This is a genomic window from Agrobacterium tumefaciens (assembly GCF_013337285.1).
Lineage (GTDB): Bacteria > Pseudomonadota > Alphaproteobacteria > Rhizobiales > Rhizobiaceae > Agrobacterium > Agrobacterium burrii.
Window position 1 is genome coordinate 132,950 of sequence record NZ_SUPW01000006.1, and the last position, 13,529, is coordinate 146,478.

The following is a 13,529-nucleotide window of genomic DNA, read 5'->3' on the forward strand; positions in this document are numbered from 1 at the left end:
GTCGATATCCGAGGAGCCTTTTCCCAAACCATCAGAACATGACGATGCTCATCCTATTAATGTCACAGCTTTGTCGCTGTCGCTTCATTGCCGAGGGAGAGTGCTTCTTTCACCGCCAACTCCGCCATGGCTAGTGCGGCATCGCGGGTTTTGGCCGCCGCGACAAACCGGCCGTTGTGGCAGAAGCTCGCGCCTTCGACGCCACAAACCGCTTCGAGATTTTTGTCTGTCAGGCCGGCCCAGGCCGCCGGCAAATCTGCCCGCAGATCGAAACCCTCATCCGCGCGGCGGATACCGGTCAGGCACCAGTCGTTGTTGCGGGGATGAACGACAAAAAGCAGATGGTCGGCACCCGACTTCACGATGGCGGACCGAAACGGCATTCCCACCGGTAGTTCCAGAATATGCCCTTCACCGGCATCCACGATAGCCTGTTTCACAAGCGCCTCAGCCCGCAATTTTGCAGCGCTGTTGGCTATTCTCGCCTCGATGAAGCTGCGGGCAATGGCCAGCGCTGCATGGAAACTGCGATTGTCCGCGTCGGGATCTGTCTCGTCAAAAACGGGCTTCAGGGTTTCCAGCAAAACAGGCAGCGTTAGCCCGGCAAGTGGCCCAGCGATGGACGGGCTGAGCGCGCCATTGTCGACCAGGTCGACCGGCAGCACAAAGTTGGTATCGAACGATGCATGGACGGTTTCGACATGTTCTTGTGGAACGCCAGAGGCGGCAAGATAGTCCCGGCCGAAGTGCTTCCAGATCAGGCCGAATGAACTATAGGGCTGACCGTCATCCCGCAACGGTGCGCCGCGCTGGTGGTGGTCGAAGATCCTGCCCGCTGGGTCATAAGCACCACCGACGTCGTAGATGATGCGGTCCGCGCCGGGTGTGATCCATTCGGCTGCCCTGCTGCGAACGAGGCGGGCCTGCGGGAAAAGCCGGGTCAACACGACGCTGGACAGAAGTTCGTCAGCATGGAAGCCACCGGAATGGGTGACGAGGAAGTCCGGGATCATGTCAGGATACGCCTTGTTGCTTGCGGAAGGCCCGCTTTGGGGCTGGGCATCTGATACCCTGTGCCGGACGCCATCTCAACCCGCCATTCGCGATGGAGACCAAAAGCAATGATATGCTGTACGTTCCCGGATACTTGGTTTTCGTTTTGACCCATATGACAATGCCGTAGCGGGGGTGAAGCTTGCCGCACAACCGCTCCCAGCCCACGCGATGCGCCAACGCCCAGTGCAGAACCGACATCTAGATCTGTGGCTTGTTTGATGCGGGCTGCGTAGATTTCCATCGCCGCGGCAAGCCTCTTCCACCTGTTGCGGCGTCTCAGAGAGGTTTTGATCGGCGTCTTTATTCAGTCTCTTCACGACGAGCCGGTTTGGGCTATCGAGGGGCGCAGCGAGATTGCCAGGGGCAGGGCCGTCACAACCACCGGCAAGATGAGTACCGCCCATGCCGCCCCATAGCCAAAACCATCAACCATCAGCCCGAAGAGATAGGGACCAATTGCCATCACACCCAAACAGATCGTGGACGCGAAGGCGATTGTCGATGCGATCGAACCTTTCGGTGCGCTCTCGGCGATCTGCAGAAGGTAAAGCGGAAACCAGCCGATCCCGAATATACCCAATATGACGAGCACCAGGAGGATCACCGGCGGCGGAGTGCCGATGGGAAGAAGCGCAAGGATTGTGGCCGCGCCGGCGGCAATGACGGATACCAGGCCAAAGGATTGGCCGCGAAGACCGGGCCGGAAACGATCGCTGAGCCATGGCAGCAGAATACGGCCGGGAATACCAGCAAGCTGTGTGGCGGCAAACATCGAAGAAGCGACAAAGAGGCCTAGCCCCAATCCATCCGCCATGAAGCCGATGATGTGTGCGGTCAGGGTGAATTGAAATGCAGACATGGCGATACCGAGCCGCAATACGGGCCAGAAGCTGCGATCCTGTCCGACGATGCGGACGAGTTTTGCCAAAGGCAGTGGACGCTCGGTTTTGGCGGCCAAATCGCCTCCCTCACGATACAGCCCCCAGAAGAGCGCCGCGCCGGCGATGGAAATACCGCCGCAAAGCCATGCCGCGGCATGCCACCCGTAACGGACCGCCATGAATGGCAGGAGAGCGGCTGCAATCATTGTTCCGAAGGGAACGGCGGCTTGTCTGAACCCTGTGGCTATGCCGCGTTTGGCAGGCGGGAACCAGCGCATGATCGCCCGCGTGCCGCCCGGTTGAACGGCCGCATAGGTGCCGCCCAGAAAAGCGATGCAAACAAGCAGCGCGGGCAGGCTGTTTGCGAATGCCGCCGCACAGGCCATGGCGATCGCCATGCCGAGCATGGCAATGCCGACGATGTGACGTTCACCGTGAATATCAATGGCGCGGCCGAGCATGAACATTGTCGCGATCTGGACACCGTTCATGACGGTCACGGCAAGCGATGCAGATGCAAGGGAGACCCCGAATGCTTCCCGCCAGAAGGGCACGAGAATGTAAATACCCTGCGATACGAATGAGCCTGCGGTTTGCGTTCCGACCGCCACGGCAAGGACTGCCCAGATGCGGGGATCGGTCTCGGACGCGGGTGGGGGCGAGGACAAAGAAATCTGTGACGACACGAAAGGCTCCTATCAGGGTTTTCGTGCAGTAACCTTTCTGTTCAGCCGACAGAATTAGGAGCTTGCAAGTTTCAGCGATAACAGTTTGTTATGCAAGCATGCGTTCATTGGATCCTGAAGCCGTCGAGGCTTTTCTTCTTGTTGCCGAATTGCAGTCGTTCACGCGGGTCGCAGGCGTTATGAATACGACGCAGGCGGCCATATCCCTGCGCTTGCGCCGGCTCGAAGACTTGCTGGGGCATCGCCTCGTCGAGCGGACGCCACGCCGGGTGCGGTTGACGGCTGCAGGCGAACGCTTTCTGAAGCCGGCACGCGCCTATGTCGCTGCCGGTCGTCGTGCGCTTGATGTCTTTGGACAAGAGCCAACGCGTCTGGCGATCGGCGTCACCCATCATCTGATCGGGGCCGACCTGCCTCGGATACTTCGGGTGGTCAGCGAGCGCGAGACGAGCGTGACGCTTCATCTTCGTACGGCCGGCACACGAACCCTGCTTGACCTCTATGATGCCGGAGAACTCGACGCGATCGTCGTGCTGCGACACGACGATATCCGCCGGGATGGCGAGCCTCTGTTTCAGGAGAGCTTTGGCTGGTATTGCAGCGCGGATTTCGATCTGCCTTCAAACGCCCCGCTGCCGCTGGTACTTCAACCCGAACCCTGCAATTTGCGCGCCATGGCCCTTCGGGCGCTGGAGGCGGCGGATATCCAATGGCGCGAAGTGTTTGTCGGCACCGGTGCCACGGCGGTCGGAGCCGCGGCCGAAGCCGGGATTGGCGTAGCACTTCTGGCACAAAGTGCCGCCCCCGCCGGTGTGCGGCAGGTCAAGGCCCGCGCGGTGCCGGAGCTTCCGAAACTGGATGTCGTGATGATTTCGACGGTTACCGGCGACAGTGCGAACGCCGTGCTTCGACGCATCACCGGGGCATTTCGATCATCCTGATCTGGCGTGCGGTTGGCCGGAAGCGCGAAGAAATCGCCCAGTCGAGTTCTGGCCATGCAAGATTACCAACGCGGCACACGCCTTTCATAGGCGGGGTCGAAGAGCTTCATGTAGGCTGTGTCGTCACGCTCCTTCATCGCGGTCTGCTCATAAAGAGCCGCAAGTTCGGCGAGCTTCTGCCGATTAAGACTGACGCCAAGTCCGGGCGCTGTCGGCACATCCAGACGACCGTTTCGGAATGTGAAAGGGGTGCCCTCGATCACATCGACGCCTGTCCATGGGTAATGTGTGTCACAATCGAAACTAAGGTTCGGCGTTGCGGCGGCCACATGCACCATCGCCGCAAGGGTGATGCCGAGGTGGGAATTGGAATGCATGGAAACACCTAGTCCCAGTGTCTCGCAGGTCTTTGCAAGATGGGTCGAAGCGCGCAATCCGCCCCAATAATGGTGATCGGACAGCACGATCTGCACCGCATTTTTACGGAAGGCGGTGGCGATCTGGTCGAATTCCAGAACGATCATGTTGGTGGCGAGCGGGATTGAGGTTGCGGCCGCCACCTGCGCCATCTGGTCCATGCCAATGACCGGGTCCTCAAGATATTCCAGAATATTTTCAAGCTTGCGGGCAATGTAGATGGCCGTTTCCACCGTCCAGCCGCCATTGGGATCGATCCTCAGGGGATGATGGGGAAAAGCTTGCCGCAGCTTCAGCATTGTCTCGATCTCGAGATCGGGATGCAGCACGCCGCCCTTCAGTTTCAACGATTGAAAACCGTAAGTGTCGACCATCCTGTGGGCTTCGCCGACCATCTGGTCAGGGGTCAGAACCTCCCCCCATTCATCCGCCGCTTCGCCGATATGGCCTGCAAATTTGAAAAAGAGATAGGCGCTGAAAGGTACGCTTGTGCGAACCGCGCCGCCGAGCAGGTCTGAAACCGGCCGCCCGAGCAGCTTGCCCTGAATGTCGAGGCAGGGGACTTCGAAGGCCGAGGCAACCACATCCGTCAGCTTGTGATCGGCGACAGCCGATTTGGCATTGATGCCGCCACCGCCCGGCAAGGCTGCGATGACACGCGATTTCAGTTCGTGAAGATGAAACGGGTCCAAGCCGATGAGGGCTGGCGCGGCGCGGCGCAACCCATCCAGCGCCTTGATGCTGCCGTAACTTTCCCCAAGCCCGATCGTGCCGTCGTCGCATATGACTTCGATGATGGTGCGCAGCGCATGGGGCTGGTGGACGCCTTTGCAGTTCAGCAATGGCCGGTCGCGAATGGCGACCGGAGTGAGGTGGATTTCGGCTATACGCATGTCAAGAAACTCCTTGTCGCCACCAGTGGCGCGCAGCCTTCAGCGCGTCTTCCAATGGTGGCAGTTGGGGGTGCCAGTGGCGTTCCCATTCGAGGCTGAGGGGTATTTTCCGTTCGTCCGGCTTGAGCAACGAAAGCAGTTCCGCGATGGGAAAGTCGCCCTGGCCGGGCAAGACGTAGCGCCGTTTTCCGTCTCTGTCCGCCGTGCTGTCCTTGACGTGCAGGTGGACGGCGTTTTTCGCGATATGGTGCCAAAGGGTTTTGAGATCGGTGCCCCTGGCCCATGTATGATGGGTATCCCACAATATCCGGGCCGTCGGCACGTATTCCAGAAACGCGAGCAGCTGATCGAAATCGGCCAGCGCATCGTGGGTTTCGATCATCAGCTCGACATTCAGCCCGCGTGATTGCCGCAGACCTTGCCACTCGTCCAGCAGCGCCGCTGCGCGATCCAGCTCCTCCGCCCCAATTTTTTTGCCACCGTCGAATATCCGCAGATAGGAGATGTTGGCAGCTTCCGCCCAGTCAATGAAGGGGTCGAGCTCGGAGAGACTGCTGCTGCCGAACAGCCGCATGGATGTGTTGAGAGCGGCAATTCTGAGGTTGCGTTCGGACAGGAAGGCGGCAAATCGGGCAGGGGTGCCGAACTCGGCAACGAGCGCGGCGATCAGATCTATGGTGCCCGATAGTGCGCGCAATTCCACGCTTGTTATACCATGGCGCTCTGCCAGATCGGCGGTCTGATGCAGGCTAAGTTCGGAGCAGCCGAGGGTCGAAAAGCAATAGTTGGAACCGCTCATGCCATACGCTCCATATCCTGCTTGTGGACCGGGTGAAGGGGCGCAAGCCCTGCGACGAAGCGTTCAATCTCGGTAATGGCCAGATCGGAAAGTGCGCGTAATTCGTTGCCCAACGCCCCGGCAATATGAGGGGTGAGCACGACATTGGGCAGGTCATAAAACGGGCTGTCCGTTGGCAGGGGTTCGGGTTCGGGCGTGTCGATCAGGATACGCAGCCGCCCGGAAAGCGCCTCGGCCAGCAATGCCTCGTGATCGACGAGCCAACCCCGCGCGGTGTTGATGAAGATGGCATGGTCGGCCATCAGCGCCAGTTCCCGGGCGCCGATCATATGGTGCGTTTCCGGAAGGATCGGCGCGTGCAGCGAGACCACATCGGACCATGCGAGAAGCTCGTCCAACTCCGTTTTCCTCGCGCCGAAGGAGGCTGCTTCTTCCACAGATAAGAAGGGATCGTAAACGGCAATCTCGAATGTGCCGCGCGCCAGCATCTCCATCACCAGCCGTCCGATGCGTGAGGCACCGACAATGCCGACCTTGCGGGCATGGTTACCGAGATGAGCCAGGCTTTTGCCACGCCTGCTGCCAAAAACGCCGGTGCCGCGCTCTACCCTGTGTTCATCCCGCAGTCGAAAGACATCCTTGCCGCACATGATGATCGCCGCATAGGTGAATTCGGCAACCGGCACGGCCATGGCGGATGCGGCTGTCGTGACGAGAATATCGGACGTCTCCCAGAATTCTGCGGGTGCGACCATCCGCACTGATGATGCCGCATAGGCCAGCATTTTCAGCCGTGGCGCGCGCGAAAGGCGTTCGCGTGTGAGGGACGGCGTACCCCAGGCGGCAAGCATAATATCCGCTTCGGCGAGAGCTTCGGCACCTTTAGCCGTGTCGAAATCCATATGCGGAAAACCCGGAATGATATCCGTTATGGCATTCAGCCGCGCCCATTCGCGCGAACCGAAGAAACCTTCGGGAAGCTCGCTGCGCATGGCGATCAGCAGGCGTGGTTTGGTCTGAGAATGTTTCATGCGCGCACCGGGTTTGAAATGGGGCGGATGTCGATCTTGGAAACATCGATCTCGATCGGTTGCGAACCGGGCTGCAGGATCACATCGAGAAAAAGCTCAGGCCGTGTTTTGCCCGGCCGCAGTTTCAGGGGAGGGGTCCTTAACGCGCCTTGCCACTGTGCGGAAGGAAAGGAAAAGAGCCTGCCGTCATTGGCACGGAACGGTGCGAGCGCTGTTACTGACTGTCCTTCGTCTGCGACATCTTTCAGTCGCAGCGATATGCCCAGAACGCCATCATGGGCCGGCACCTCCACGTCGCAGATCGCTTCCACCCACACGCCGGTGCCGGGGTGGACAAGCTGCCCGCCAAGACGATGGTTCTGCTCACCCGTTTCGGTGACGGTCCGGGCCGAAAGATCCGATGCGAGATTGCCGGCGGGATTGTTTACCGGATCGAAGCGGTCATCCTTTGACAGCAGCCGGGCAGTCGCGCGGGGCACAATCGTTTCGAGATAATCCGCCAGCAATTGCCCGACGGCAAAGGCGCCGGGTATGGAAAAATGAGTTCCGTCATCGGAATAGCCGGGATATGGCTCGCCGAATTCGCTGTCAGGATCGACCCACGCGGCGTTCCAGTCGAAGACATGGCAATTGGCGTTGTTTGCCGCAAATTCGATGCTTCGCCGGTTGATCCAGTGCGCCTTTGCCCGCTCCGTACCGCCCGCGGGCCATTTCCCGACGCTTCGCGCCAGAATGGGAAGCAAGATCACGGTCTTGCCGGCGGCGAGCAGGACTGAGGCGATCCTTGCCCGCGTGTCGGCAATCGTCTGGCGCGTTTCCACCATCATGTCATTGGTACCGGCATCGACAATGACGAGATCGAAATCCGATTGCAGCAGTCGCGGCAGCCGCCGTTCGATCTCGACTGCCTTCTGGCCGGAAACCCCGAAATTGAGACCGGAAAAGAACCGGCTGACACCGGGCCTATTACTCGGCTCCCAGCCGGGCGGCACGGATGGATCGTGGTGAACCGGGCAACAAAGCCTGCCATGCGACAGCACCTCGGCCCAGCTCATCCAGCCGCGTGCCGATGTGGCAAGCGAGCTGGCGTCGCCAATATGGTTCTGCTGGACGAGCGAGGTGCCGAGAATGGCAATCCGGCTCGCCCTTGATAACGATACGGACATGGTTTTTACCGGGATATCAGGAAAACAGGACGCCGCCATTAATGTCGTAGCAGGCGCCGGTGACATAGGCGGCATCGTCGGACGCGAGGAAGGCCACCAGACCGGCGACGTCTTCGCTCGACCCTTCGCGCTTGAGCGACGTCGCGCCGGCAACCCGTTCGCGCACCTCCGGTTTGGTGAAGGTGTCGTGGAAGGTGGTCGAGATCATGCCGGGGCAAACGGCGTTAACACGGATATCGGGGCCGACTTCCTTGGCAAGCCCGCGGGTGAACGTCATCACGGCACCCTTGGAGGTCGCATAGGCAAGAGCGCCCGGGCCGCCGCCATCACGGCCGGCCTGCGACGAGAAGGTGACGATCGCCCCGCCCTTTGCCATTTTGGGCAATGCGGCCTTGGTGGTCAGGAACAGCGATGTCAGATTGACGTCGAGGACCTGATGCCAGAAGGCTTCATCCATCTCTGCAATTGTCTTGCGGGCGATCAGGCCGCCGGCAACATGGACGAGGCCATGGATCTCGCCGAATTTGTCCGCAGCTGCGGATATGGCTGCCTCAACGTCGCTTGCATTGGTGAGATCCGCCTTGATGGCCAGAGCCGAGCGGCCAAGCTTTTCGATTTCGGTAACGGCTGTAGCCGCACCATCGGCAGCACCATTATAGGTAAGAACGACATTGGCGCCTTCCTGCGCAAAACGGATGGCACATGCCCGGCCGATATCCCGGCCGGCGCCGGCGACAACAACGGTCTTGTTGGTAAAACGCTGCATTGGAAAACCTCGTATGGTTAGAACTGCTTGGGAAGTGAGAGCTTGAAACGCTCGTCATCGACATCGCTGAAGTAGATGTCGGTGGAAAAACCCTGATCGTCGATGAAGCTGAAGATACGCTTCGGCTCTTTCAGGCTGTAAGGGACGAGAAGGGTGACAAGGCGATGCCGGGTGGCGGCCGGAACCGTGGCGCAGACATGGTGGTGAATATCGAGCCCTTCGAATTCCTTCGGGTCTATATCGGGAAAACCTTCCACGGCGCTGATTTGCGGCGTGCCGGCCGAAGAATAGACGAACTGCCCGTAGAAGCCGGCTTTCTGGCCATTGTAGCGGAAGCTCGACCTGCCGGTCTGCGGGGCTGCGAGCGTATGGCAAAGCCATTGCAGTTCCTGGGGTTCGGAACATTCCACCTCGTCGACAATCACGAAATAGCTGTCATTGACGAAGTGGGTTTCGCGCAGAGCCTTTTGAACCAGCGGGTTTGCAACCTGATAAGCGGCCGTCGCATCGCCGACGATACGAACATGGCCGGGCTTTTCCTCCACCGAGACGATGCGGCCGGCGGCGCGGCGCGCTAGTGCCTTGTCCTTTTCCGCATATTGTCCCTTGCCGCCGATCAACACGGCATTTTTCGACCGTGTCTGACGCCGCCAGTTCAGATGCATCTGCGAATTGAACGCCACGTAATAGCCGGACTGGATCACCAGATCCTCACCATGGGCATAAAGCACAAAGGCATTCTGGTCGCCGTGACTGTGGCTGAGCGAACCGTAAGGGCTGGATTTGAAGACGAATTGCAGATGCTTATCCGGGTCTTCCATATGTTTCTGGATAGTGGCCCAACCGATATCATCGAAAACGGCGAGTGCCGGCAAGTCGGCGGGCGACACGGCTTCCACCTGCCGGTAATCGTGGCGATAGACGAGATCGTCGAAGTTCAGGTCCCACCAGCCGTAATTGTAAAAGGCCATTTCCGTGCCCGTCGCATCGGCCTTGATTTGATCGAAATACCACTGGTAGTGACCGTTGCCGGTGACGCCGGCGAATTGCCGGACATTGTAGCCGAGTTTCAGGCCGGGAAAATCGCCGAGCGTGGAGTCGTCGCCGAAGTTGGCGCGACGGGTGCCGGGCGCCTTGGTGTAAAGCGGGAAGCGGCCGGTATTCTGGAAAAACGGCCGCTGATAAAGGTCGTAACCGATATAGGAGCGGATCAGATTGGCGGCCTCGATGAGATAGGCCATGCCTGTCATCCAGTAATGCGGACCTTCCGCCCAGCCGCCGTCGGTTCCGGCCCATGGCGAATAGAGCGTGGCGAGGAATTCGACGGTATAGTCGAGCCATTCTCCGGCCTCATCGCTTTCGCCCTGAAGCGCGATGCAGGCTGGTGTCAGCACAGCCGAGAGCGAGCGCACCGCATGGCTGTCATAGGGAAAGACGTGAATGCGGGCGTGTGCGATGACATGATCGGCAACTTCCCGCGTCCGTTCAAGAAGAACGGACCGCACGGACTTGCGTTCGTCTTCGCTCAGATGGTCGTACAGCCAGTCATAACCCCAGGCGAGGGCGACGACGACACGGAACCCCGCCTCGTCATTATAGGCGCGGGAGGTCGCACCTTTCGGGTCCCAGGCGGCGACGGCCAGCAGCCATTTACGGGATGCATCAAGCAGATCGTCGCGCCCGAGCACGCGGCCGGCGATGGCCAGGTGCCGGATCGCATAGATCACTTCCTGGCAATCGATGTACATCTGCCGCCAGAGCGTGGCGACACGCATGTTGTTGGGATAGGGCTGCGGTTCCGGCATGATCGGCCGCTGCAGCCATGGTTCAACCGATTTTTCGTAAAATTCGGTCCAGCCGCAATGGTTGGGGTCCTTGGCAACGGCGTCGGCGAAGGCGCTCAATTGCTCGGAGTTAAGCCACAGCCGGGGGTGGCTGGTTTGCGCGGCGGCGTGGCGGGCAGACCTGCCGGGCAGCGGCGTTTCCGGCAGTGCGGCACCGATCTCGAAACTGCGCACGATGCTCCAGTTGGAATGCGCCGTTGCGGATTTCTGATCCCAAAGCGCATAACACCAGTGATAGTGGCCCTCCGGCAGCGCTTCATCCGGTGTGAAGAAATTCCAGGCGAGATCTTCGAAGACGAGCGTTTTTTTGTCCGCAAAGCCGGGATCGGTCGAAATGCGCAGCACGTAACGCGCGCCGTCGTCGATATCGGGTAGCCATGAAAATCGCGGAGGGTTCTCCGTCGGCTGTGCTTCTTCGCTCGGCTCGTAGCCAATGGTCAATGAGCCCGGACGGGGTTCATCGAGAAGTGTCTGTCTGGAGATGGCCGGGGCAGAGGGACGCATTGCGCTCTAACTCCTATGAAAACAGATGGGAAAGGATGGCGGCGATAAAGCCGCCATCATGCTCGGAGGGTTTATTGCGCCGCCTTGTACTGGCGGTCATAGGCCGATTGCATCATCTTGATGACCTCGTCGTAACCAAGGGCGGTGAGGCGCTTTTTGTAGGCGTCCCACCCGGTATCGACGTCCTGCGCGCCGAGAATCCAGGTCTGCTGCATTTCGGTCATGTAGGTGAGGATGCTCGGCCAGTAGCGGTCGAAGGTCGCCTTTTCCTCGGCGTTCAGGGAAACGCCCATGAACTCGTCCTTGAGGCAGTTGCACTTCTCGTACATGTCAATGCCTTCAAGCGCGATCTTGTTCGTCCACTGGCGCTCATATTCGTAATCCATCCAGTATCCGCGCGGGATCGCCGCACCGACTGCCCATAGCTGGGCATTGACGGGATCCTTGTTGTCGAGGATTTCCTTCTTGAACTGCGGCTTGCCGTCGACCATTTCGTAAGTGAGGCCTTCGACGCCGAAATTCGACAGGATGCGGCCCTGTTGCGAGAACCAGAAGTCGAAATATTTGATGGTTTCGACGGGGTGTTCGTTGGTCGCCGAAATGGCCCAGCCGACGGGCTGGACACGCAGGCGGCGGGAATCTTCGAAACGCTGACCTGAAACCGTCTTGGGCGGCAGCATGGGCTTCAGTGCAAAGCCTTCGATCTTCGGTGACAGGGCGTCATTGTAAGTCGAGGTGCTGGCGAACCAGTCATGTGTCATGCCGCCGAGATTGTTGCCCAAGAGATATTCGCGCGAGCGGGCGCCGCGGGTGAATATTTCCTTGTCGATCAGCCCTTCCTTGTACCACTTGGCGACATTGGAAATGCCGGTCTTGTAGTTTTCTTCCACCCAGGGGTGACGCAGCTTTCCGTCATAAACGGCAAAGTCGCCATATCGCTCCGATCCCGAAACGCGTGCGTCCCACAGATTGATGAGGCGGACGGCATCGATTTCCTCACGGGCAAAATAAGGCACCTCATCCTTGAGGCCGTTGCCGTTCGGGTCCTTGTCGCGGAAGGCTTTCAAAACTTCGTAGACCTCTTCCGGTGTTTCCGGCTGCTTCAGGCCAAGCTTGTCGAGCCAGTCCTGGCGGATGAACCAGCCGCGCGAGAACTTGCCATCCGGCACATAGGGAATGAAATAAAGCTTGCCGTCCGGTCCGGAGATGGCGTTGCGGATTTCCTTGTGGCTGTCGAAGAACGCCTTGAGGTTGGGGGCGTTTTCCTCGATCAGCTCATCGAGCGGAATGAACGCGCCCTCCAGCCCGTAACGGATGAAGTCCTCCTTCAAACCGCCGGTGGCGTCGCCGCCGACGATATCGGGAAGGTTGCCCGAAGCGATCAGAAGATTGAATGCATCGCGGCTGCTCGTAGTCGCCAGCGACGCCACGTTCCGGACGTGAATATTGGTGATTTCCGCGGCCTTCTGTTCCACCGGCCACTTTTCCGAATAGACGTATTTGTCGCGGAAGTGGAAATGGATCGTCAGTTCTAGCGGGTCTTCGGTGATCTTGCCCGTATCCTGTGCCAATGCCGGCAAGGACAGGGTTGCGGCTGTCATCAACGCCAGTAGGGGCGCGCCTTTTCGTAGTGCTCTCACAGGTTCTCCTCCCTTGTGCTGCTACTCTTTGACCCCACCCAGCAGAATTCCTTTGGTGAAATACTTCTGCGCGTAGGGGTAGATAATAAGGACTGGAATGATCGATGCGATCATGATCGCTGATGTCACCGTCTCGAACGAATAGTGAGCGGTGAGCAGGCTAGAGGCGAATTCGTCATTCGAGTTGAGGTCGACGATGACGCGCTTAAGATAGACCTGAAGCGGGATTTTTTCCTCGCCGCGCAGCAGCACCATGGCCCAGAAATAACCGTTCCAGCGCGACACGATGCAGAACAGCGCGACGGTGACAATTGCGGGTTTCGACAGTGGAATGAATACCTTCCACAGCAGCTGCAATTCGCTGGCGCCATCCATCTTGGCGGCCTCTTCGAAGGATTTCGGCACGGCTTCGAAAAAATTGCGCAGCAGAATGACGTTGAAGGCATTGGCGGCAAACCCGAGGATGATGCCGAAGCGGCTGTCGAGAAGCCCGAGATCGCGCATGTTCAGGAAGAAGGGGATCATGCCGGCGTTGAACCAGAGCGTAAACGCGATAGCGATGTTGAAGAAGGTGCGGCCACGCAGGCGTTTGCGCGAAAGCGCATAGGCTCCGGGGATCATGATCAGCAGGCTCATGAGCGTGCCGCCGAAGGTGTAGATGAAGGTGTTGCCATAGGCGACCCAGAACATCCGGTCGGACAACACCCGGTCATAGGCGGCAAGCGTGACATCGACGGGCCAGAGCGTGACGCGGCCGGCCGTGACGGCAGCGCCCGAAGAGAGCGAGACCGAGAGCACGTAGATGAAGGGATAGAGCGTCGACAGGACGAACAGGCCGAGAAGAATGGCGTTTGCCCAGCCGAAAATCTTGTCGCCGCGGGAATAGAGATTGAAGTTTGCCATGT

11 protein-coding genes are annotated in these 13,529 nt (G+C 59.3%); 1 reads left to right on the forward strand and 10 read right to left on the reverse strand.

The genetic code is table 11. The features are described from left to right. Positions 1–62: 62 nt before the first annotated feature. On the reverse strand, positions 63–1,013 hold the full coding sequence (locus tag FCH38_RS16965; RefSeq protein WP_174374464.1) for an MYG1 family protein: 951 nt from the start codon (positions 1,011–1,013) through the stop codon (positions 63–65). A gap of 356 nt (positions 1,014–1,369) precedes the next feature. Next, a complete protein-coding gene (locus tag FCH38_RS16970; protein ID WP_174374465.1) occupies positions 1,370–2,623 on the reverse strand; it encodes an MFS transporter in 1,254 nt (417 codons plus the stop codon). Between the two features lie 98 nt (positions 2,624–2,721). Between FCH38_RS16970 and FCH38_RS16975 the strand changes: the two genes are divergently transcribed. Next, positions 2,722–3,564 carry a LysR family transcriptional regulator gene (locus tag FCH38_RS16975; RefSeq protein ID WP_174374466.1) on the forward strand — a complete coding sequence of 281 codons (843 nt, stop codon included), beginning with the start codon at positions 2,722–2,724 and terminating at the stop codon, positions 3,562–3,564. Between the two features lie 62 nt (positions 3,565–3,626). On the opposite strand, the gene FCH38_RS16980 is transcribed toward FCH38_RS16975, so the two are convergent. From FCH38_RS16980 to FCH38_RS17015, 8 genes are all read right to left on the reverse strand, one after another. Next, a complete protein-coding gene (locus FCH38_RS16980) occupies positions 3,627–4,874 on the reverse strand; it encodes a glucarate dehydratase family protein (RefSeq protein ID WP_174374467.1) in 1,248 nt (415 codons plus the stop codon). Between the two features lies 1 nt (position 4,875). Then, positions 4,876–5,673 (reverse strand): sugar phosphate isomerase/epimerase family protein, encoded by a 798-nt coding sequence (locus FCH38_RS16985; protein WP_174374468.1) that lies wholly within the window; start codon positions 5,671–5,673, stop codon positions 4,876–4,878. After that, the gene (locus FCH38_RS16990) at positions 5,670–6,704 is read right to left on the reverse strand and encodes a hydroxyacid dehydrogenase (protein WP_174374469.1); all 1,035 of its coding nucleotides are present in this window, start codon (positions 6,702–6,704) and stop codon (positions 5,670–5,672) included. Before FCH38_RS16990 ends, FCH38_RS16985 begins: the two co-directional genes overlap by 4 nt. After that, positions 6,701–7,870 (reverse strand): SGNH/GDSL hydrolase family protein, encoded by a 1,170-nt coding sequence (locus FCH38_RS16995; RefSeq protein WP_174374470.1) that lies wholly within the window; start codon positions 7,868–7,870, stop codon positions 6,701–6,703. The genes FCH38_RS16990 and FCH38_RS16995 overlap by 4 nt, the downstream gene beginning before the upstream one ends. Positions 7,871–7,886: 16 nt before the next feature. Beyond that, positions 7,887–8,636, reverse strand: a complete 750-nt coding sequence (locus FCH38_RS17000; RefSeq protein ID WP_174374471.1) for an SDR family NAD(P)-dependent oxidoreductase — start codon at positions 8,634–8,636, stop codon at positions 7,887–7,889. Positions 8,637–8,653: 17 nt separating this feature from the next. Further along, positions 8,654–10,984 (reverse strand): alginate lyase, encoded by a 2,331-nt coding sequence (locus FCH38_RS17005; protein ID WP_174374472.1) that lies wholly within the window; start codon positions 10,982–10,984, stop codon positions 8,654–8,656. 71 nt (positions 10,985–11,055) lie between these two features. Then, positions 11,056–12,585: an extracellular solute-binding protein gene (locus FCH38_RS17010; RefSeq protein ID WP_174374601.1), complete on the reverse strand. Its 1,530-nt coding sequence runs from the start codon at positions 12,583–12,585 to the stop codon at positions 11,056–11,058. Positions 12,586–12,645: 60 nt separating this feature from the next. Next, positions 12,646–13,527 (reverse strand): carbohydrate ABC transporter permease, encoded by an 882-nt coding sequence (locus FCH38_RS17015; protein WP_035223884.1) that lies wholly within the window; start codon positions 13,525–13,527, stop codon positions 12,646–12,648. Positions 13,528–13,529 lie beyond the last annotated feature (2 nt).